Annotated in this window: 24 protein-coding genes; 9 read left to right on the forward strand and 15 right to left on the reverse strand. The window is 68.2% G+C overall.

Annotation, left to right across the window (positions count from 1 at the left end; translation table 11 throughout):
• Positions 1–95 precede the first annotated feature (95 nt).
• Both ACSVDM_RS27035 and ACSVDM_RS27040 read left to right on the forward strand, forming a co-directional pair.
• Complete coding sequence (locus tag ACSVDM_RS27035) at positions 96–641, forward strand: TetR/AcrR family transcriptional regulator (protein ID WP_245655316.1); 546 nt, start codon at positions 96–98, stop codon at positions 639–641.
• 126 nt (positions 642–767) lie between these two features.
• On the forward strand, positions 768–1,466 hold the full coding sequence (locus ACSVDM_RS27040) for a hypothetical protein (RefSeq protein WP_439268626.1): 699 nt from the start codon (positions 768–770) through the stop codon (positions 1,464–1,466).
• 1 nt (position 1,467) lies between these two features.
• Here the strand turns inward: ACSVDM_RS27040 and ligD are convergent, their stop codons facing one another.
• The 3 genes from ligD to ACSVDM_RS27055 form a co-directional block, all read right to left on the reverse strand.
• Complete coding sequence (gene ligD / locus ACSVDM_RS27045; protein WP_439268627.1) at positions 1,468–2,466, reverse strand: non-homologous end-joining DNA ligase; 999 nt, start codon at positions 2,464–2,466, stop codon at positions 1,468–1,470.
• Positions 2,463–3,542 (reverse strand): ATP-dependent DNA ligase, encoded by a 1,080-nt coding sequence (locus tag ACSVDM_RS27050; RefSeq protein WP_439268628.1) that lies wholly within the window; start codon positions 3,540–3,542, stop codon positions 2,463–2,465. Before ACSVDM_RS27050 ends, ligD begins: the two co-directional genes overlap by 4 nt.
• Positions 3,543–3,665: 123 nt before the next feature.
• Positions 3,666–4,031, reverse strand: coding sequence for a cold-shock protein (locus tag ACSVDM_RS27055; RefSeq protein WP_067638768.1), 366 nt, complete (start codon positions 4,029–4,031; stop codon positions 3,666–3,668).
• Between the two features lie 225 nt (positions 4,032–4,256).
• Here ACSVDM_RS27055 and ACSVDM_RS27060 point away from each other — a divergent pair, with 225 nt between their 5' ends.
• Positions 4,257–5,747, forward strand: coding sequence for a condensation domain-containing protein (locus tag ACSVDM_RS27060; protein ID WP_439268629.1), 1,491 nt, complete (start codon positions 4,257–4,259; stop codon positions 5,745–5,747).
• On the opposite strand, the gene ACSVDM_RS27065 is transcribed toward ACSVDM_RS27060, so the two are convergent.
• The 5 genes from ACSVDM_RS27065 to ACSVDM_RS27085 all read right to left on the reverse strand — a co-directional run bounded on the left by ACSVDM_RS27065 (position 5,748) and on the right by ACSVDM_RS27085 (position 10,476).
• Positions 5,748–7,055, reverse strand: coding sequence for a pyridoxal-phosphate dependent enzyme (locus ACSVDM_RS27065; protein ID WP_439268630.1), 1,308 nt, complete (start codon positions 7,053–7,055; stop codon positions 5,748–5,750).
• Positions 7,052–8,443 (reverse strand): alanine racemase, encoded by a 1,392-nt coding sequence (locus ACSVDM_RS27070; protein WP_439268631.1) that lies wholly within the window; start codon positions 8,441–8,443, stop codon positions 7,052–7,054. The genes ACSVDM_RS27065 and ACSVDM_RS27070 overlap by 4 nt, the downstream gene beginning before the upstream one ends.
• Complete coding sequence (locus tag ACSVDM_RS27075) at positions 8,440–9,669, reverse strand: heavy-metal-associated domain-containing protein (protein WP_439268632.1); 1,230 nt, start codon at positions 9,667–9,669, stop codon at positions 8,440–8,442. Before ACSVDM_RS27075 ends, ACSVDM_RS27070 begins: the two co-directional genes overlap by 4 nt.
• A gap of 49 nt (positions 9,670–9,718) precedes the next feature.
• Positions 9,719–10,153, reverse strand: a complete 435-nt coding sequence (locus ACSVDM_RS27080) for a CBS domain-containing protein (RefSeq protein WP_439268633.1) — start codon at positions 10,151–10,153, stop codon at positions 9,719–9,721.
• Positions 10,154–10,242: 89 nt separating this feature from the next.
• The gene (locus tag ACSVDM_RS27085; RefSeq protein ID WP_067638762.1) at positions 10,243–10,476 is read right to left on the reverse strand and encodes a hypothetical protein; all 234 of its coding nucleotides are present in this window, start codon (positions 10,474–10,476) and stop codon (positions 10,243–10,245) included.
• 351 nt (positions 10,477–10,827) lie between these two features.
• Between ACSVDM_RS27085 and ACSVDM_RS27090 the strand changes: the two genes are divergently transcribed.
• Together ACSVDM_RS27090 and ACSVDM_RS27095 are read left to right on the forward strand one after the other, a co-directional pair.
• The gene (locus ACSVDM_RS27090) at positions 10,828–11,061 is read left to right on the forward strand and encodes a DUF397 domain-containing protein (RefSeq protein WP_370465698.1); all 234 of its coding nucleotides are present in this window, start codon (positions 10,828–10,830) and stop codon (positions 11,059–11,061) included.
• 18 nt (positions 11,062–11,079) lie between these two features.
• Entirely contained in the window at positions 11,080–11,964 is an 885-nt protein-coding gene (locus ACSVDM_RS27095) for a helix-turn-helix domain-containing protein (RefSeq protein ID WP_181697057.1), read from the forward strand.
• A gap of 57 nt (positions 11,965–12,021) precedes the next feature.
• Here the strand turns inward: ACSVDM_RS27095 and ACSVDM_RS27100 are convergent, their stop codons facing one another.
• The 5 genes from ACSVDM_RS27100 to ACSVDM_RS27120 form a co-directional block, all read right to left on the reverse strand.
• Positions 12,022–12,261: a hypothetical protein gene (locus ACSVDM_RS27100; protein WP_067638759.1), complete on the reverse strand. Its 240-nt coding sequence runs from the start codon at positions 12,259–12,261 to the stop codon at positions 12,022–12,024.
• 173 nt (positions 12,262–12,434) lie between these two features.
• On the reverse strand, positions 12,435–12,575 hold the full coding sequence (locus tag ACSVDM_RS27105; protein ID WP_439268634.1) for a hypothetical protein: 141 nt from the start codon (positions 12,573–12,575) through the stop codon (positions 12,435–12,437).
• Positions 12,576–12,609: 34 nt separating this feature from the next.
• Entirely contained in the window at positions 12,610–13,266 is a 657-nt protein-coding gene (locus ACSVDM_RS27110) for an SDR family oxidoreductase (protein WP_439268635.1), read from the reverse strand.
• 33 nt (positions 13,267–13,299) lie between these two features.
• A complete protein-coding gene (locus tag ACSVDM_RS27115; RefSeq protein WP_439268636.1) occupies positions 13,300–13,782 on the reverse strand; it encodes a DUF2599 domain-containing protein in 483 nt (160 codons plus the stop codon).
• A gap of 67 nt (positions 13,783–13,849) precedes the next feature.
• The gene (locus ACSVDM_RS27120) at positions 13,850–14,101 is read right to left on the reverse strand and encodes a hypothetical protein (RefSeq protein ID WP_067638753.1); all 252 of its coding nucleotides are present in this window, start codon (positions 14,099–14,101) and stop codon (positions 13,850–13,852) included.
• A gap of 338 nt (positions 14,102–14,439) precedes the next feature.
• Here ACSVDM_RS27120 and ACSVDM_RS27125 point away from each other — a divergent pair, with 338 nt between their 5' ends.
• Both ACSVDM_RS27125 and ACSVDM_RS27130 read left to right on the forward strand, forming a co-directional pair.
• Positions 14,440–15,777, forward strand: a complete 1,338-nt coding sequence (locus ACSVDM_RS27125) for a lipase family protein (protein ID WP_439268637.1) — start codon at positions 14,440–14,442, stop codon at positions 15,775–15,777.
• 307 nt (positions 15,778–16,084) lie between these two features.
• Positions 16,085–17,260 carry an esterase/lipase family protein gene (locus tag ACSVDM_RS27130; RefSeq protein WP_067489443.1) on the forward strand — a complete coding sequence of 392 codons (1,176 nt, stop codon included), beginning with the start codon at positions 16,085–16,087 and terminating at the stop codon, positions 17,258–17,260.
• Positions 17,261–17,319: 59 nt separating this feature from the next.
• On the opposite strand, the gene ACSVDM_RS27135 is transcribed toward ACSVDM_RS27130, so the two are convergent.
• Positions 17,320–18,492, reverse strand: coding sequence for a PucR family transcriptional regulator (locus tag ACSVDM_RS27135; protein WP_439268638.1), 1,173 nt, complete (start codon positions 18,490–18,492; stop codon positions 17,320–17,322).
• A 263-nt stretch (positions 18,493–18,755) separates the two neighbouring features.
• Here ACSVDM_RS27135 and ACSVDM_RS27140 point away from each other — a divergent pair, with 263 nt between their 5' ends.
• Positions 18,756–19,232 (forward strand): HAD-IIIC family phosphatase, encoded by a 477-nt coding sequence (locus ACSVDM_RS27140; RefSeq protein WP_067489449.1) that lies wholly within the window; start codon positions 18,756–18,758, stop codon positions 19,230–19,232.
• Between the two features lie 54 nt (positions 19,233–19,286).
• On the opposite strand, the gene ACSVDM_RS27145 is transcribed toward ACSVDM_RS27140, so the two are convergent.
• Complete coding sequence (locus ACSVDM_RS27145) at positions 19,287–20,141, reverse strand: sigma-70 family RNA polymerase sigma factor (protein WP_439268639.1); 855 nt, start codon at positions 20,139–20,141, stop codon at positions 19,287–19,289.
• Between the two features lie 112 nt (positions 20,142–20,253).
• On the opposite strand from ACSVDM_RS27145, the gene ACSVDM_RS27150 reads away from it, so the two are divergent.
• On the forward strand, positions 20,254–20,598 hold the full coding sequence (locus tag ACSVDM_RS27150) for a DoxX family protein (RefSeq protein ID WP_357143779.1): 345 nt from the start codon (positions 20,254–20,256) through the stop codon (positions 20,596–20,598).
• Positions 20,599–20,638: the final 40 nt, after the last annotated feature.

A 20,638-nucleotide genomic window follows, 5' to 3' on the forward strand; every position in this document is an offset into this window, starting at 1 on the left:
TTTCCCCGTTCGACACCGACACAGCAGACCCGCCGCGCAGGCGCCGGCTCGAACCCGACGAGCGTCGGGCGCAGATTTTGGCATGTGCCATCGAGATGTTCGGTGAACGCCCGTACGCGGCGGTGTCGACCGCGGAACTCGCCCAGCGTGCCGGGGTCGCGCGTGGGCTCATCAACCACTACTTCGGCAATAAGCGCGACCTCTACCTGGCCGTTGTCCGCCGGATGGTGACGCTGCCCCGCCTCGAGAAGGTGTCCATCCCGCAGGGCAGCCCGGTCGAACGGGTCGATGCCATTGTGTCGTGGTTACTCGACACCATCGCCGAACACGGCAGCACCTGGGTGAAGGTGACCAGCCACGAAGGCGTGGGCGACGACCCGGAGGTGCAGCAGATCCTCGACCAGGCCGACGACGCCGCCGCCGAACGCATGCTGCTGATGATCGGCCGCTCCGATATGGCAGACGATGCACAATTGCGCGCACTGGTCGTTTCCTACGCGGGCATGGTGAAAGTGGCCGGGCGAGAATGGCTCACCCGTGGCACACTCACCCGCCCGCAGGTGCACCGACTGCTCACCGACACCCTGCTCACCCTCATCGATCGCACGATCCCCCATGTGAAGTCCTCCCCGGCCGATTAGGAGTTAGCCCACTCTTTCCCGGTTGCGCTGCCCGGCGGGCCGCGAGTCCCTATCCTCTTCGCGTAACCCCGCGCCGTACGCTGTTTCGTTTCCGCGGCCGGGGAGATCGAGAGGGACCCGGGGTTGATGGCACGATACGAGCAGTGGAACGACGACCCCGATGAGGAGTTCGAGGACCGGCGCTGGAACGGTCAGCGCTGGCCGCACGCCACCGCGGAGGACTCCGCACGCGACGACCAACCACGGGTGAATCCCTACGCGATGGTGGCACTGGCCGCGGCCCTCGTCCTGCTGTTCCCGATCGCCATCGTCTTCGCCCTGCTGTCGTACGGGCATCCGCGTGGGCGGGGGATCGCGATGCTCGCGCTGCTGCTCGGCATCGCCGAGGTCGCCGCGGTGGCGGTGGCCGGAATGGTGCTCTTCGGTGGACTGGAACTCGAGATGCCCGCGTTGGCGAGCAAGGCGGCCACGACACCGGTCGCGGTGACCACCACCGAGGCGGTGCCGTCGGTCGGTGCCCCGACATCGGTCGGATCCACCCCCGTCCTGAGTCAGCCCGCCGCGAGTGTGGTGCAGAAAGGCACACCCTGCCAGGCCGAACAAGTCGGCCTGCTCGGCGTCGCCGCCGACGGCGCCACCCTGCTGTGCCTGCGCTCCGACAAGGGCCACACCTGGTCGGGCCCGCACCGCGTAGCAGGCTCCTACTACACCGAGGGCGAGCCCTGCGACCCGTCGGTCGACAAAACCGGCCGCACCACCGACAACCACGCCCTGGTCTGCGAAGGCAAAGCGGGCACCGGCAGCTGGGTCCCCTGGACCGAGTAGGTCAGTCCTTCTTTGCTCGGCTCGGCTGGACGCGGGGTGGTTCGTTGGGCATTTTCGGGTATTGGGGTGGCCAGGGGGCGTCCATCAGGCCTGCGGCCATGTCCTTTTCCGACATGGTGAGCAGCGGTTCGATCGACTGTGGGGTGCGGTCGGCCCAGGGATCGCCGCGTTCGGCCAGTCGGGTGGGGACGGTGGCGAGAGTGAGTTCGTCGGGGACGATGGTGTCGAGTTCGTCCCAGGCGATCGGGGTGGACACCTGGCCGCCCACCTTGGGGCGTACAGACCAGGCGCCGAACACGGTTTTGTGTGGGGCGTTCTGGTTGTAGTCGACGAAGACCCGGCTGCCGCGTTCCTCCTTCCACCACTGGGCCGTGATCTCCTCGGGGAAGCGGCGCTCGAGTTCGCGGGCCAGGGCCACGGCCGCGGCCCGCACCTGGTAACCGTCCCAGCGGGGTTCGAGCATCGCGTAGATGTGCAGGCCGCGTGAGCCGGACGTCTTGACGAGGGCGTCGATGCCGAGTTCGGCGAGCAGTTCACGGGTGCGCACGGCGGCGCCGCGCAGATCGTCGAACGTGATGCCGGGCGAGGGGTCGAGGTCGATGCGGAGTTCGTCGGCGATCCGCAGGTCGGGAACGTGGTTGGGCCAGACGTGGAACCCGAGACAGCCCTGGTTCACCGCCCACAGCACGTGTGCCAGATCGTGGGCGACCAGCGCGTCGCTCGTCGTGCCGTTCGGTGTGGTGACCTCGACGGTCTGCAACCAGTCCGGCGCGGTCTTGGGGACCCGCTTCTGGAACCAGGATTTGCCGGAGGCACCGTCGGGATAGCGTTCGAGCAGCAGCGGCCGGTCACCGATGACGCCGAGCAGGGGTTCGGCCACGGCCTGGTAGTAGCGCACCAGGTCGAGCTTCGTCTCACCGCGTTTGCTGAAGTACACCTTGTCGGGATGACTGATGGTCAGCGTGCGCCCGTCGACCTCGATCTCGACCCCCGCGCTCATGACCGTACCCCGAAGATCGCGTCCAGTTCGGCCGGGGCCACCTCGTCGAGCTGGGCGTATGTGCACGATTCGGGCGTGCGGTCGGGCCGGAACCGGACCAGCCGCCCGCCGTGCCGGAACCGGCCCGACTGCACGTGTTCGTAGCGCACCTCGGCGACCAGTTCGGGCCGCAACGGTTCCCAGGACAGGTCCTTGCCGCCGGTCCACCGGCTGACCCCGCCGGGCATCTTGCCGTCGGCATTGGCCTGGGCCACCGCGTCGGCCCAGTCGCGCCACGGATGGTCCACCAGCGCGTTCTCGCGTAACGGTGCCAGCTCACCGAGCAATTCGCGGCGCCGGGCGGCGGTGAAACTCGACGCGACGCCCACGTGGTGCAGGTTGCCCTTGTCGTCGAAGAGTCCGAGCAGCAGCGAGCCGACCCCTTCGCCGTCCTTGTGCATCCGGTATCCGGCGACCACGCAATCGGCGGTGCGTTCGTGTTTGATCTTGAGCATCACCCGTTTGTCCTGCATGTACGCCAGGTCGTCGGCCTTGGCCATCACTCCGTCGAAACCCGCGCCCTCGAACCGGGTGAACCAGTCCTGAGCCGTGTCCGGGTCCTGGGTGATGGGGGTGAGATGAATGCGGCCGGGGGCGGCTTGCAGCAGCGTCTCCAGTTCCCGGCGGCGTTCGGAGAACGGTTCACAGGTGAGATCGCGATCGCCGTTGGCGAGCAGGTCGAAGGCGACGAAACTGGCCGGGGTCTCGACGGCGAGCTTGTTCACCCGGGATGCTGCCGGATGCAGGCGCTGCTGCAGTGTGTCGAAATCCAACCCGTTCTCGGTGACGACCACGATCTCGCCGTCGATCACACACCGTTGTGGCAGTGCCGCTTTGAGCAGGTCGACCAATTCGGGGAAATACCGGGTGAGCGGACGATCATTGCGCGAACCCAGTTCGAGTTGGTCGCCGTCGCGGAAGACGATGCAGCGGAAGCCGTCCCATTTGGGTTCGTAGCTCAGCCCGGGTTCGCGGGGCAGCGACGGTGTGGACTTGGCCAGCATCGGGCGCACTGGCGGCATCACCGGTAGATCCATCCGATCCTCCTCGCGGGTTCCTGTCACCCGTATCGACGTCGCGAGCGCACGCGATTAATCGCTGCCTTGCGATCGTAGGCCGGGGGACCGACACACACGCGGACCGTGATCAGCGCGTTCGGATCAGCTGTCGAGCCAGCCGTGTTCGTCGGCGAAGGTGGTGAACCGGTCGCGAATGGTGATGATCTCGGCGGCGGTGAGGGCGGGCGACGCCTCGAGCAGGAGTTCGGTGATCTGCCTGCGCATTTCCTCGGAACCGAGTCGTTCGCCGCCGCCCTTGCGGCTGCGGCCGCTCGGGGCACTGTGCCCGGCGGCGGTCAGGTTGACGGCTTTGGGGCCGCGATCGCCCTCGGTGACCTCGAATTCGAAAAGCCTGCCCTGGCGCAGTTCGTCCTCGTCGAGACCGATGTCGTTGACGTGGACGAACACATCGGGGCCACCGTCTTCGGGGCGGATGAACCCGAAACCCCGCGAACCATCGAAAGACACCAATTTCCCGACAGACACCGACCAGCTCCTCGCTCCGCTTTCCCGTCGCCCACTCTAACGCGGCTTTTGGGTGTTTTCTCCGGAAAGTGGATAGTCGGCGACGGCCCGGTGCGGGGTGGCCCAGACCTGGTCACGATGCGGTAACTGTTTGTTCACATCGGCTCGTTAGCGTCCCACATCTGTTTCGAGACGGGTGGAGGTTGGCGGTCTGTGGTGGATCCCGGTGTGGGGATCAGGTCGGGGGGTTTCGGTCGCGGTGTCGCGGTGGCGACGACGCGGGCCGAGGCGGTGTGTTTCCCGGCGCCGCCCGTGGTGACGCTCGAACCACGCCGCCGGCCCGCGCACGTGCCGCTGGCGCCCGCGCAGGAGCGCATGTGGCATGCGGCGAGACAGGGACGTTCGGCGGACTGGAATGTGGCGCGCGCCTTGCGCATTCGTGGCACCGATATCGATGTGGACGCTCTGCGCGGCGCCCTCGAGCTGCTGGTCGCGCGGCACGAACCGTTGCGGACCCGCTACCCGGTGACCGAGCACGGGCCGGCCCAGCAGGTGCTCGACCCGGCCGAGGTCGTGCTCGACATCGCGGTGCGACACGTCGGCCAGGATGCCGTCGGCACCGAGATCGCCGATCTGGCGGCGCGGCCGTTCGACCTGGCCCGCGATCTGCCCCTGCGGGCCCGGCTGTTCGTCCTCGCTCCCGATGACGTCGTCCTCGCCCTTGTGGTGCACCACATTTCGGTCGACGGACGGTCGATGGCCCCGCTGACCCGCGACCTCGTGACCGCTTACCTGGCCTGCCGTACCGGCACGGCCCCGCGCTGGGAGCCGCTGCCGGTCACCTACTGCGACTACACCCTGTGGAAACACGCCCAGCTCGGCGAGTTCACCGACGAGTGGAGCCGTGCCACCCACCAATTGCGTTACTGGGCCAATGCTTTGGCGGGCAGGCCCGCATTGCTCGAATTCCCGGCGCGGCAACAGTCGGCGCCGCTTGGCGACCCCGCTGCCGGGGCGCTGATTCCCCTCGCCTTCGACGCCACCACCCACGCGGGTCTGCTGCGGCTGGCCCAGGACCGGCGGGCGAGCCTGTTCATGGTGCTGCAGGCGGCGTTCGCGGTGACCGTCGGCGCGTTCGCCCGCTGTGCCGATGTGACTGTCGCGACGGCGGTTTCGGGCCGCGACCACCGACTGCTCGACGACCTCGTCGGCAACTTCTCCGACGACGTGTTGATGCGGGTGCGCCTGGACCGGGCGGCCGACGTCGACGAACTCGTCGATCAGGTCCGCCGGGTCGCGCTGGCCGCCTACGCCCATCCCGACACCCCGAATCCGCGACTGAAGCGGTGCCTGCCGCAGGACGCCGCGCTGCCGCTGTTCCAGGCGACGCTCATCCTGCAGAAGTCGACGCGAACGGAACAGTTGGCCGCGCAGTCCTTCTCGATCACGGACGTGCCGACCGGGGTGGTGCGCGCCAAGCACGATCTCGAGTTCGGCCTGACCGCGCACTACGAGGCCCACGGCGCTCCGGCCGGAATCGACGGGTCCTTTCTGTATCCCCTCGCGCGCTTCGACCCCGCCGTCGCCGCGCGTTTCGTCGACCGGTTCCGCGCGGTGGTCGCGCTGCTCGCCGACGGCTACCGTGGCCCGTTGCCGCCGCTGCTGGCGACCACGGGCCGGGCACCGTCGCCACGACGGGCGATGCGCGCGCTGGTCTGATCAGCCACGTTCGAGCGGCAGGCCCGCATCGCGCCAGGCGACCACCCCGCCCGCCAGGCTGAAGGCCTCGTATCCGGCCTGCCGGGTCGAGGCCGCGAAACGCAGCGACGCTTCTCCGACCGGGCACACGAACACGACCGGCCTTGAGCGCGGGAACGGCATCCCCTGGCCGAGCATGTCGTCGAGCTGATCGTCGCGCAGGTTGATCGCACCCGGTATGTGGCCGACCCGGTAGGCCATCGCACCGCGAGTGTCGACGACCGTCGGGCGGTCGGTGCGGTCGAGCTCGGCCAGCTCCGCAGGTGTCAGCGTCGGTGCGGAGCCGGCGTCCGGTGGTGGTGGGGCCTCGGGCGCACCGAACAGGTCGGGTCGGCGCTTGGCGAAATACGACAGGTACGGCTCGAGCCGGTCGCAGACGATGAGCACGGCGACCAGCGGGCGGTCCCCGGGGCGTGGAGCGTCGGCGAGCGTGCGCAGGGCGGCGGCATAGCCCGCACCGCTGGTCGGACCCGCGAGCACGCCGTATCCGCGCGCCAGATCGAGCGTGGCGTCGATGGCGGTCGCGGAGTCGACGGTGACGATGTCGTGGTAGAAATCCGGGCGGAACAGGCCAACGTCCCACATCTCGCGTTCGGAGCGGATGCCGGGGATGAAATCGAAACGGTCCGACACCACACCGATCGTGCGCAGCGCCGGATGGGTGGCCAGCAGGGCGGTGGCGGTGCCACGGGTGGACCCGGTGGTGCCGAGCCCGCCGACGAGGTAGTCGAGGTGTTCGACACCCGCCGCGGCCAGGTCGGCGGCGATCTCGGCACCGGTACCGTCGCGGTGGGCCTCGACATTGCGCTCGTTGGTGTACTGGGACGGGTGGTACCAGCGCTCGGGCGCCTGCCCGGTGGTGTGCTCGATAACGGCCGAAACATCGTCGGCCGCATGCGGATCCGGGCACTCGGACAGGCCGGGTAGCTCCACGATGTCGGTGCCGAGCAACTGCAGCAACTGGCGTACCTCGGTGACCCGGATGCGGTTGGTGACCGCACGCAACGGAACCCCGTGCAGCGCGCCGAGCACCCGCAGCGCCTTGGCGGTATTGCCGCTGGATGCCTCGATGAACGACTGCCCGCCTGCCGCCACCGCCTCGATGTCGTCGCGGATCATGGACCAGGCGATGCGGTCCTTCACCGACCCGAACGGATTGTGCGACTCCAGCTTCGCGTACAGCTCGACCCCCGCGAGCCCGTGCACCTGCGGGTCGAGGCGGAGCAGGGGAGTGTTGCCGATCAGCTCGGTGATGTGGGAGTAGATCATCGCCACACCTCGTCATCGCACAGATCGAATCGGCTGTCACGATGCAGCACAGCCACTTTCGGTGGGGTCGGATGCATGGCGGCGTTGGCTGCCGACAGATCCATGTGGTAGGCCCCGGTATTGGGGAACACCACCGGGTCGCCGGGGTCTGGAATCCGCGTCACCCGCACCTGCCGCTGGGTCACCAGGTCACGTTCCAAGCACAGATGACCGGCGAAGAACACTCCGGCGGGCGCGGACTCGCCGGGCTCGGACAGCACGAGGGGATCGATGAGCACCTCCTGGTCGGCCGCGGTGACGGTGTCGCGGCTCAGATCCAGGTGTACCAGCGTCGCCCCGGTCCCCGCCCGCTTCACGAATTCGACCCGCGCCACGGTGATCCCCGCGCGATCGGCCAATGCCTTGCCGGGTTCCAGCCACAGGTCGAGGAGATTGTCCGCCAGCACCGCGCTCAGCGCCCGGCCGCCATGTCCTGGCAAGGGCGCGTCGAGGAGTTCGGTCAGGATGTCGGTGGCCGAGTCCGTATTGGCGTACTTGTGGAACACCGGCGTGCCGTGTGCGACACCGTCGGCGACGTGATAGCCGAAATTGCCCGTGCCCCAGTGCAAAGCGGGCCCGTGGCCGAGCAAGCCGGCCCGCAAAGCCTGATCGTAGGCGTCGTAGGCGGCCGGGTCGGCCACGAAGACCTGACGCAGCCCACCGCCGATATCGAGCACCGACGGTGTGAACCCGCGCGCGTAGGCCCGCTCGATCACCGTCAGGCACTCGCCGACGGCCCGTACCCGTTCCTGTGTGGACGCGGTATCGAGGTGGAAGGCCACCCCGAGCAGTACCAGCCGATCGGGGTGCCGGGCGAGCAGATCGAAAGCCTCTCCCACTTCGCCGAGATCGATGCCGAACCGGCTCGGCGCACTCCCCGGAAAGCCCGAAAGACGTAGCAGCACCGGCACTCGCGCGTCGGCGAGTTCGGCGATACGCGCCAGCTCCCAAAGATTGTCGACATTGATCGTCACCCCCGCCGCCACGGCCGCCCGCAACAGTGACGATCCCTTGGGTCCGGTGATCTCGATACGGTCGGGTGTGAAGCCCGCCTCCAGCGCCGACCGCAACTCCGCCCCGGACGCGACATCGATACCGATCCCCGCCCGTGCGGCCGAGCGGACGAAGGCCGTGGATCGGTTCACCTTGTGCGCGTAGTAGATCCGCGACCTACACCGTGCCCTGTCCAGCACTCCGGTGAGCGCCGCGAGATTGTCGTCGAACACCTGCGGGAACACCAGGTGCAGCGGTGATCCGAACCGCTCCAGCGCCGCGTGCACTGCCGCCCGGTCCGCCAGGAACGCCGCCACGACCGGGTGCAGGGCAGCGGGAACGGCAGGCGGGGTCATTCCACCGGTGTGCCGGGCGAGGGCACCTCGTCGACCGGGTTGTACCCGCCGTCGCGCAACGCCTCGAACACCCGTAACCGATGGCGCGGGCTGCGGATCCGGGCGATCACCCGTTTGGTGGCCAGGTCGATCTCGAGCACGGGAACATCCATCGACTCGAGCAGGGCGCCGATGGTCCGCACACAGTGGCGGCAACTCATGTCCGGCACCGAGAACACGCTGTCGTCGGCGAGCGGTTCGCCACCGGCCGGTACCTCGGTGACGTCCTCGACGACCTCCACGAGTTCCGAGAGCGCCACGAACGTCTCGACGAATTGATTCGCGACCGCGCCGAGCACCGACGACCCGTCCGCGCGCGGTGGCGCCGCGAGACACGTCGGCCCGGTTCCGGGCGGCAGCAGCGCGTACTGCCGCGAGATCAGATCGAGGTCGTCGTGGTACTTGGCCACCGCCTGCTCGACATCGAGACCCTCCTCGGTGGTCGCCTTGCGCATCACCGCGTGCGCGTCGGCAATGGTGGCCTCCTTCATCGCCCGCAGTACCGCCACCGACTCGGGCGTGTACCGCACGGTGCCATCGGGCGAGGTGGTGAAGCGGACCGGGATCATGCCCCGCCGATAGGTGGAGGCCTGCAACTCCCAGAACCACCGCGTCGCCACCGCCGCGAAAATCCCCGAATCACGCATTCCACAGGCGAATTCGGCGATCCCGCGATACGGGGTGTCGCCGGCGAGGAGACCGTGCTGGACCAGGGCCCGCCCGGTGGCTTCGATGCCGACCCGGAAGATCTCGTGCGGTTCGTGGTCGGTGGTGGTCGCCGCCAGCACCGACCGTTCGTGCTCGCTCAGTTCGGCGGCCCGCTCCGGCAGACCCGATCGCGCCAATGAATCCCACAGTGCCAGTACGGTTTCCCTGGCGACCACAGCCAGCTCTGGTCCCGCGCCGTCCCGGCGGTAGTACGCAGTATTGGGAATGCCCGCGCTGTCGGTCCAGGTGATGCGATGCGTCGCGCTGGTCACCTGCTCCGGGCGGCACGGTCGCATGAAGCGCTCGAGATACATCCGCTGCGACTGGGTGAGCCGCCCGCCCGGCTCGGGCTGTAAAGCCCTCGCGCGGAAGGCGATTTGGGTGGGCGCGGTCTCGATGCCCGCGAAGACGCCGGGCGCGGCTAGCCGGGCGAGGACCTGCGAAGCGACACGGCGGTCGTACTGCTGCGCGGGGTGCACCTCGTCAACGATACGCGCGGGCAACGCTTTTCGGCCGCGAGCGCGACGATCAGTACCTGCCCTGCAGGTAGTCGACCAGCTGCTCGCGTTCGGTGGCCAGTTCCGTGATCTCGCTCTTGACCACGTCCCCGATGCTCACGATGCCGATCAACCGGTCCTCGCTCACCACCGGCATGTGCCGGATGCGGTGCTCGGTCATCACGTCGCGCAGCGAGGACACGTGGTCGTCGGGACCGCAGGTGCGTACCCGTGCCGTCATGATCTCGGCGACCGGACGATCGAGCAGTTCGGCGCCGTGCACGGCTAGGCGGCGAACCACGTCGCGTTCGGACACGATGCCCTCGATCGTCGCGCCGTCGGGGGAGACGACCACGGCACCGATATTGCGTTCGGCCAGCACCGCCAGCAGCGCGCGCACGGTGGTGTCCGGTGGCACCGTCGCTACCGCCGTGCCCTTGCTTCGCAGAATCTCCGCAATCCGCATACGCCGCCACCTGTGCTCGCGCCGACCGTCCGTCTCCAAGCATGCCCCGCTTTTACCGCTGTGACCAGCACGAAGACGTTACGACCACGCTATTCGTCGTCCAGGCCCGCAGACAGATAGGCCGCGGCGGCCAGCCATTGGCGGCACTGCGGGCCGTGGATGTCGTGTTGACGCAGCATCTCGCGAGCCTGCCGATAGGTGAGCCCGTAGGGCTCGTCGCTACACGCGGAAACCGGCGCTACCTCTGCCGCGAGGCTGCGCGGGAGCTCGAGCCCGGCGGTGCCGGCCGAGACCCGGCGGGGTGGTCGATACGGAATGCTCATCGCAGGCCCCTCGTGTCCGGTGGGCCCGGGCCTGCCCCAGCTCTTGACGAGCGGGCCCCGGGGTTGATCTTGCCCCGAGTCTATGGGCGCGGCGATTGCAGATGCAAGCACATCGGAGATCTCATTCGGGGCGTTTCGGCGGCCGATGGCTCTGTGGCCCTTGCGAATTCAGGGGACTGGACGTCACTTTGCGAACGCCACCCGCCCCCTGGGCGCGAGTACGTACCGACCGGTGCGCAACGGCGGGCTGCGTGTTAATGTCCGCATCGCGCAAAGCGGATGCAAGAACGTTTGTGCGTGCATCTGCAACTTTCACTCCGATGGACATCACACGAGAACAGGGAGTAATGCATGTCCGCAATGCACCATGATCAGCGCGAACGGCCCGCCGACCACGCCTGGCGTAAGAGCACGTACAGCAACGCCAGCGGCAATTGCGTAGAGGTTGCCGCCGTGTCCGACGGGTCGGTAGCTGTGCGCAACTCGCGCGACCCGCGCGGCGCGGTCATCTACTACACACGCCCGGAGATCGATGCATTCATCCGCGGCGCCAAGGCCGGAGAGTTCGACGACTTGACCTGCTGATCGGTAAGATCGCGAGTCATGACGGCTGAACCCCACGAGATCGGTCGTGTACAACCGATCGTCGACCGTGGACCCACTGTGCTGCGCATCGCGCTCGGTGGGCAACTGCGTAGGTTGCGGGAGAGCAAGGGCATCACCCGCGAGGCCGCGGGGGAGGCGATCCGCGGCTCCCACGCCAAGATCAGCCGACTCGAGCTGGGCCGCACCGGTTTCAAGGAACGCGATATCCGTGATCTGCTCACGCTCTACGGAGTCACCGACCCCGTAGATCGTGAGGCGTTCTTCGATCTGGCCAGGCAGGCGAACGAACCGGGCTGGTGGCACCGCTACAGCGATCTGCTGCCGTCATGGTTCAGTACCTACCTGGGGCTCGAACAGGCCGCGAGCCAAATCCGTACCTATGAGACCCAATTGGTACCCGGCCTGCTGCAGACCCCGGAGTACACCCGGGCGATCGTCACGGTCGGTCTCGACGATGCCGAGACTGAGCGGCGCGTGCAGGTTCGTCAGCTGCGTCAGGACGTGCTGCGCCGCGTCGACCCGCCGGTGGTGTGGGCGGTGATCGACGAGGCCGTGCTACACCGGCCGGTGGGTGGGCGCGAGGTGCACCGGAATCAGTTGCGTCACCTGATCGAACTGTCTTTGCTGCCGAACGTCACCGTGCAGGTGCTGCCGTACTCGGCGGGCGGGCACGCGGCGGCGGGCAGTTCGTTCAGCATTCTCCGCTTCGCCGAGCCGGAGCTGCCCGACATCGTGTACCTGGAGCAACTCACCAGCGCCCTCTACCTGGAGCGCAGGCAGGATCTCGCGCTGTACCTGTCGGTGATGGATCAGCTCAGCGTGCAGGCCGCGCACCCGGACCGCTCGCGCGAGATCCTGCGGGAGTACGCCGAGCGGGCCTGAGTGCGCCAGCCGGGCCGCGGCGCCGCTTCCGTTCGTCGGAAGCGGCGGTCGGCCGACTCAGTAGCGGATGCAGCCGGATGCGATACGCCAGAACGTGTCCGGGGTCAGCACCTGCAGATCCCAGTCGTCGGCCAGTTCGTGGGCCGTGGTGACGATGCGCTCGATATCGAAATCGTTGCGGGTCGCGGCGCCGGTGGATTCGACGGCGTCGATGACGAAAGCGACCGCGGTTTCCCTCGAGGGGTGGGTGATCGCTGCGCGATCAGCGAGGCCGAAACGGCCGGTGGTGTGGTTCATGTGAACGCCCCTGTGTCTAGGCAGTGGCAAACCCGAGGCAACTATAGCCCCAGGTGTGCCGCTCGCGGCCTCCCCTGACTATCCCCTGAATTGTGTTGCGGCCCTGAGTTTAGGACGGAGACACTTTCAGATGCAAGCACATCTGCACGATCGATTAGGTCTCGATTCGGTGCTCACCCCGGCTTCTGGGCGGCGAATCCTGCTCGGCGCCACCGGATTCGCACACCGTCCGCGCCGAACAGCGGCGTGACCGGCGGTTCGGCGGCGTACCGGTGGGCGGCAGCCGGTGCCCAGCACCCCGCTTGCACCCCCATCGGCCCGAAAAGTCTTGACCTGGTTAATTTTCGGCTAATGAATCGCGGCGACGGCCGCCTCGATCGGATCCTGCCCCGAAACCAACTCGAGGGTGCGCCGAAAAGTGTTGTCGGCGATCAAGATCGACGCGAGCGTCGCGGCCACATCGGCACGCGGCACATCGGCGCGCCCGACCGGCGGTGGTCCCAGCGTGATCAGACCGTTGCCCTCGGCGTTGGTGAGCATGCCCGGCCGCACGACGGTCCAGTCCAGCGCGCGGGCCCGCAGATCGTCCTCGGCCTTGGTCTTGGCATCGATATAGGCGGCCCACACCTCGTCGGTCCCCGGTGCGGGCGGCTGACCGGCGCCCATCGTCGAGATCTGCACGAACCGGCGCACCCCGGCCCGGTCGGCCGCGTCGGCCAGTTGGACCGAGCCGCCCAGGTCGACGGTGTACTTGCGCTCCACGCCGCTGCCCGGGCCCGCGCCCGCGGCGAAGACCACCGCGTCCGACCCGGCGACCGCGGTGACGAGGTCGGCCGGGTCGTCACGTTCCATGTCGTGGATCACGGGGACACCGCCGGTCGCGGTGATGTCGGCGGCCTGGGCGGGATCGCGGATGAGAGCGTGCACCTGATGGCCGTCCCTGGTGAGCAGCCCGGCCAGTAGCAGGGCGATCTTGCCGTGTCCGCCTGCGATGACAACGCGCATAACCTGTGCTCCTTTCGCCGCGCGGCGCGGACCTCAGCGTTCCGGGCCGCCGGGATTGCAGTTCGCCGAGACCGTGGCCGAGTAGCCGACGGCCGGTCGCCACGGTTCGAGGTTCCAGCTCGTCTTGTCCGGCGCAACCATCCTCGCCCACACCCAGTGGCACAGGAACTGGTCACGCATCCCCGGCGAGTCGGCGGAGGGGTCGAGGGCGAGCACTTCCTGCCAGGCCGTCTCGTCGTTGCCGGGTGCGGCGGTCTTGCGACCCGCCACGGTGGGGAACACGAGCAGGCGGGGGCCGTCGACATTGCTCGTCCAGCGGACCTCGTCGATGAGCGGCAGTCCGGCGTACGGGTCGGCGGTGGTGGTCGGCGGTGCGAGGGTGACGGCGGTGCGCTGGGCGGTCGTGGTCGGTGCGACGGTGGTCGGCGCTGCCTGCTCGGCCTCCTGTGAACCGCAACCGGCCACGGCCAGTGCCGCGAGCACGGCCACGGCGACCGGGTACTGCCACCGTGTCACGCGCGCCTCCTGTGTCCCTGCGATCGGGACACGACCGCCGCACCAGCCTAGTGCGGCGGTGTGGGGCTCAGTGCCACAGCGAACGGCACGGCAGCCGGCGTAGGCCGGGTTCCACTCGTCCGTCGACGGTCACCAACAGGCCCGCGTGCACGGCGGCGGTGGTGAATTCCCATGCCTCGGACTGGGTTGCGGCGTATTCGAGGACCATCGCGTCCTGCGGAGTGGGCCCGTCGAAGTAGACGGTGATCCGCCGCGTCGGTATGTCGGTGTGGTCGAGGGGGTGACCGGCGGCGGCAATGTTCGCGTCGATGGGAATCATGGCGTGCTCCTTCTGCCCCGGCGCTGGTAGGCGCCTTGCTACTCGACGGTAGGGCGCGCGACCATGAAGGAGAACATGTTCCGGACTCGGCTGGAGAATTCACAAACCGCCTGGTCCGGAGCCGGTACTTTCTCCGAAGTATCGAGCACGCGCGGTTGTTGCGATCCGGACGCGGGGCGTGCACGAGTCGGGAACGACGGCCGTGCGCCGATGCGGTGGGACGTACCGTGAGAACACTGACGACGGCGCACAGGGGAGGTTTCGCCGCGGCTTCGAATACCGCATCGCCGGGTGTCAGGTCACGAGTCCGATGTGCCACCCGAAGGCGTGTGAGTGCCATGAGATCTGTGCGTGTCCTGCTCTGTTCGCTACTGCTGTTGTGTCCGCTCGCCGTCGGTACCGCAACCGCCGAACCCCTGCCCCCGGCCGCCCCGGGAATCCTGCCCGATCTGCAACGCTGGATCGATCAGGTGCTGCCCTCGCCGATCCCGTCCGGCGCGGATACCGACGCCGAGCTCGCCGCGCTGCGGGCAGCCGTAATGCCCTCTCCCGTAGGCGATCCCACCTTCGACCACTGGCCCGAGGGCCTGGCCGAGCTGACACCGGGTGACCTCGTCGAGGTGCGCGACGTCACCGCCGTCGCGGGCCCGCTGACCCTGGTTCCCGTACGGTCCGCGCATCTGCTCAAGTTCCGCACCTCCGACGCCCACGGCGCCCCGTCGTTCGCGACCGCGACGCTGATCGTGCCCGCCACCGAGTGGACCGGTCCCGGCGACCGACCGGTACTGGTGAACAACCTGCCCATCGACGCGCTCGGCCTGTCCTGCACGCCCGGTTACACGTTCACACACGGGCTTTCGCTGAAATCGAGCGCCACCGAGTTCCTGCCGCCGACCACCCAGCTGGCGGTGCTACGTGGATACGCGGTCCTGATCCCCGACCATCAGGGCCCCCGAATGGCTTACGCCGAACCGTATGTCGCCGGACATGCCGTCCTCGACGCCATCCGGGCAACCAGGAATGTCGAACCGCAGACCTACGGCGCCAGCCCGTTCGCGATGACGGGGTACTCCGGCGGCGCCATCGCCACGCACGGCGCGGCGAAGCTGATCGCCTCCTACGCACCGGAATTGGCCGAGGTGATCGTCGGTGCCGCACTCGGTGGCGTGCCCGCCGACTTCGAGATCCTCGCCCGCAGCATGAACGCCAATCTGGCGTCGGGCATCTTCATGGCCGCGACCCTCGCGGTCGGGCGCGAGCGGCCCGAAATCCTGGCCGCCATGAACAATCTCGGCCGCTGGGTGGCGACCTCGGCGATGAAGGACCAGTGCGTGAGCATCTTCGCGCTGCCCGGCATCCTGCACCTGCCCATCGATGTCGGCGCCAATATCGCCGACCCCCTGCGCTCGGACCTGGCCGCCCGGATCTACGAGGTCACCCGGATGGAGGGAATGCGTTCGGCCACACCGCTCTACGTCTACAACGGGGAGCAGGAGTTCTGGATCCCGGCCGAGGGCGCGCGCAATCTCTATCAGGAACAGTGCGAACTCGGCGCGACCGCGGTGTATCGCGGGGTGTTCGGCGAGCACATCGTCGGTGCGGTGACCGGATATCCGGAGGCGATGCTGTGGCTCGACGAGCGGCTACGAGGGATTCCCGCGCACAGCGAATGCTGAGCCCCATTTTTCCGGCCGAAATGTTGGTGTTTCAGTGCTCGGTCAGTGTGAACGGCCGAATGTTCTGGGAAGTATCACTATTTCTTCCGATCAGCGTCCCGACCTGCGGGATCGTCGTGGGGAAAAGTTCCTGTGTGCCGTCATGGGGCCCGTCGCCGACTGGTGGTGAACTACCCAGAACCCCACGGAGAAACGAAATGCCGTGAATTCCCGGGCTTATGTTCGGTGCGGTTTCGACAAGCCATTCGTATTCCCGATCGAAAAAGGGGACACGAATTATCGAATCGCACAGGAAGATACGCCAACGATGAAATCTCCCAGTCGCCGACGCACGCTGCAGACAGCGATGCTCACCGGCGTCAGCGCGCTCGCCGTGGCGCTCACCGGCCCAGGGGCAGGCGCGGCCCCCAACGACGCGCCGACCGAGCAGGCTCTCGCCGAGATCATCGCCGCGGGCCGGTCGGTGGCCGGCCCCAGCGGCTCGGCCTGCAACTCCGGTAGCGGCACCGGCTCGGGCAACGGCTCCGGCGACTGCTATGGCGGCTCGGGTTCCAGCTCGGGTTCCTCGGGCGGCTACTCCAGCGACACCGTCGGCGTCGGCCCGGCCCAGACCTCGTTCCTCGCGGCCTTCGCCTACGGCCTGGGCAACGGTGACGCGGCGCCCCCCGGCGCCAACGACTGGAACTGCAAGCCCGCCGACGGCGACCGTCCGCTGGTCATGGTGCACGGTACCTGGATGAACGCCTACAACGGCTACGCGTTCATGGGCCCGGAGTTCAAGAACGCCGGGCTGTGCACCTTCACCTTCAACTACGGTCGCTCCAACCTGATCGAAGGTGGCGGTCTCGGTTCGGTGCTGCCCGGCGTGATGGGCACCGGCTACATCCAGGACTCGGCCGATCAGCTGGCCCTGTTCGTCGACCGGGTCCTCGCGGCCACGGGCGCCGACGAAGTCGACATCGTCGCCCACTCGCAGGGCGGTTCGATGTCGAACTGGTACACCAAGTTCGACGGCGGTGCCGACAAGGTGAAGAACCTGATCACCTACGGCGCCACCCACCACGGCACCAGCCTCGACGGCATCGGCGCCCTGGGCCGCATGATCAACAACCTGGGCATCGACATCCTCGGCTTCATCGAGATCTTCGTCGGGCACGCCGGTATCCAGCAGACCATCGGTTCGGACTTCGTCAACCAGCTCAACGCCAACGGCGACACCGTCCCCGGCATCGACTACACCATCGTCGGCACCCGGTACGACGAGGTCACCAACCCCTACGATCTGACCTTCCTGAAGCAGGGCCCGGGCTCCACCGTCCGCAACATCACCCTGCAGGAAGGCTGTGAGCAGGACGTCTCCGACCATCTCACGATGATGTACTCGCCGCGTGCCCTGTCGATCGCGCTCAACGCCATCGATCCAGGTCATCAGATCGTGTGCACCTTCAACCCGTGGCTGGTCGGCGGTGGCGGCAGCCTCTGACCCCCGGTGAAACGGGCGCTGCCTGGGGAATCATCCCCGGGCAGCGCCTTTTTCGTGGATCAGACGGTGGTGCGGTAGCTGCGGGCGACCAGCGCCGAACGCAGGTACCACAGTCCCGACGGCTGGGTGGGGTCGAAACCGGTGAGCTGACCGATGCGCTTGAGCCGGTAGTCGACGGTGTTGGTGTGCACGTGCAGCACCCGCGCGGTGCGCTGCCGGTTGAGGTTGTTGGCGATGTGGCGCTGCAGGGTTTCCAGCAGTTCGGGGAACTGGTCGAGCGGGTCGAGCAGCGAGCCGAGGAATTCGCGCCCCGGTCCCGGCCGGGTGAGCTGGTATTCGAGTGCGAGTTCGTCGAAGCGGTACAGACCCGAGGTGACCTCGAGGCGCTGGACCATGTCGAGCAGTTCGTGGGCCTGGTCGGCGGCGTCGGGAATGCCAGTGGTGCTCGTCTCGACCAGCGCGGCCGTGATGCCGACCTGCGCGGCCTGGGAGAGCTGGGCGACCAGAGCGGTGAGACCATCGCGGTCGAAGGTCTCGGCGGGGATGAGCACGGTGCCGCCGTCGACGCTGAGCAGCGACAGCGCCGTATCACCGCAGCGCTTGGCCAGCTCGGCCTGCACGCGGCGCAGCTTGCGCCGGGCCACCACCTTCTGATCCAGCGCTGGATTCGCCTCCTCGCGGTGCGGCGGAATCGACAACGCGAGCACGGCGTACTGCTCGGCGATGGCGATCCCGCATTCGCGGGCCATGGTCGAGGTGCTGTGCCCGCCGAGCAGCGCGGAGGTGAGGGTGTGCACCGCCGTGTGATGTTCGCTGACCACGCCGCGCAATTCGCGCACATAGGCCAGCGAGACCTGGCAGGTGATGGTGTCGAGCATTTCCATCACCATCTTCACGCCGTCGACGAGGTTGTCGTAGTCCTTCACCGACGCGCTCGAGACCACCAGGTCGAGGCCCATTTTGAAGCCCTCGGCGATGGAGTGGTGGATGGTGTCGATCGGCACGCCCTCGCGGGCCCAGGCGCTGGCGGCGTCCTGCAGTCGCTGCAAGGTGCTGGGGATGTCGCGGCCGTCGAGCATGCTGACCGCGAATTCCAGGCAGATGCGGGTGATGGTGGTGACGTCCCCCGTGATGGCGTCGCCCGGCAGTGTGCCGCACGGCGCGACGTTCTCGACGAAATGTCCTACCATCTGCCGTGACAACGCCCGGACGTCTTTGAGGGGAGACGACATCGGCCGCCCCGAGATCGTGAGCGATTGCCGTGGTGGATTGTGTACGGACATCTGAAGTTCCCTTCGCCTGATTTCGGCTGTCCCCCCGCTGTCCAGCCTGTTCACCCTAGCCAAGGCAGGCAGGATCCGGAATGAAACGCCGGGTTCTGGGTGACGTTCGCGTGTCCACCGCCCGATGTTGGTGGGCCGTCACAAGGCTGGTCCCGGTGGCATCACAGGTTGTAGAGTTCAGCGCGCCGGAACGAACCGATAGGGGCACCACCATGCGACCTGCCGTCCGTTGTCTGGTCTGGGAACTGGACGAAACCCTGTGGGACGGTGTGGTCCACGACGGGACCAGCGCCGCGCCGCGCCCACCGGCGTTGCGCACGTTGACGATGTTGAGCGACCGCGGCGTGCTGCATGCCGTCGCGGCCCGCGGCGACCGCGCACGCACCATGCGCACGCTCTATCGGCACGGGCTGCACGACATGTTCTCGGCGGTCGAGATCGGTTGGGGACGCAAGTCGGCCGCGATCGTGCGGATCGCGGGCACCCTCGGGCTCGGGCTCGAGGGCATGGCGTTCATCGATGCCGAACCCGTGGAGCGCGCCGAGGTCTCGCGCGCGTTGCCGATGGTGCGTTGCTACGCGGCACGCAATGTCGACATGCTGCCGCTGCTTCCCGACTTCCGCCACGACCTGCGTTCGGGTCCGATGCCGACTCCGCCGCTCGGTTTCGCGCGGGTTCCGGCCTTCTGACCTGCGATATTCCGGGTCGACGCATCGACGGCAAAGTTGCATCGACTGCCGAATTCATGAGGTCGGCAGCGACAGCGTGAACCGCTCCGGAGTCGCGGACACGTCGTAGGCGGCGATCCGGCCCTCGCGCACCTGGAAGGTCAGCACGAAGATCGGCCTGCCCGCCCGGGTCAGCACCAGACCGGGCCTGCCGTCGACGAGAACCATGACCGCCTCGCGCGAGCGCTGCCGCAGCGCGACCGCGCCCTCGGCCACCGCCCGCGCACCGCGGACCACCGCGGCCATCCCCGGTGTGAGCGCCGCCGGGTCGGCGGTGCGGACCACATCGGGCGCGAGAACCTCGAGCAGCGCGACGAGGTCACCGCCGCGCGCGGCCCGCAGGAACGCGGCAACGGCCGCACGCTGCTCGACGAGGTCGGCCGTGCTCATCGCGGCCGGCGCGTTGACCCGCTGCCTGGCCCGGCTGGCGAGCTTCTTGGTCGTCGCGGGGGTGCGCCCGAGTACCGGTGCGATCTCGGCGAACGGTACGGCGAACAGGTCGTGCAGCACGAACGCCACCCGTTCCTCCGGACCCAGCGCGTCGAGCACCACCAGCACCGCACGCTCCACCGAATCCGCTTGCAGCGCTTCTGCTTCCGGGCCGGCATCGGTGGTCGGGAGGTCGACCTCGTCGGCCTGGGTTTCGGGGCGGCGCGCGCGGGCTCGCAACAGATCGAGGCACAGCCGGGACACGACGGTGGTGAGCCAGCCATCCAGGTCGGCGATCACCGCGTCGGTCCTGGCCAGGCGCAACCACGCCTCCTGCACCACGTCCTCGGCCTCGGCGGTGGCACCGAGCATCCGGTGCGCGAGACGACGCAGCCGGTCACGGCGCTGCTCGAACATCAGCGCGAGCGAATCCGCGCGCATCGGTCACCTTTCGGGGTCGCCGGTCGTCACCGGGAAAGACGGCACTCCGCCGTCGTCGCCTTGCTGTCTCCACTGTGGCAGAGGCGCTCGTCCGCCGAAAACGGAGGAATCCATGAACACCGCATATGTCGTCGTCACTGTGCTGGCCGCGCTGGCCGCCCTGGTCGCCTCGGGAATCGACGTCTTCCGCGCCGACTGGGTGCGCGAGAACATGCGCGAGTACGGGCTGCCCACCTGGGCGCTGCCACCGCTGGCCGTCATCAAGGCCGCGGGCGGGATCGGTCTGCTCGCGGGGCTGGCGTACCGGCCGCTGGCCGTGGCCGCCGCGGCCGGGTTGGTGCTGTACTTCATCGGCGCCGAGATCACCGTGCTGCTCACCCGCTGCTACTCGCACGTGGCCTATCCGCTGCCTTATCTGCTGCTCGCGGGCGCCTCGCTGACGCTGGCCGTGGCGTGAGACCGGTGGGGGGGGGGGGGGGGGGGGCCGCCCCCCCCGC

The sequence above is a fragment of the Nocardia sp. JW2 genome (assembly GCF_051843015.1).
Classification (GTDB): Bacteria; Actinomycetota; Actinomycetes; order Mycobacteriales; family Mycobacteriaceae; genus Nocardia; species Nocardia coubleae.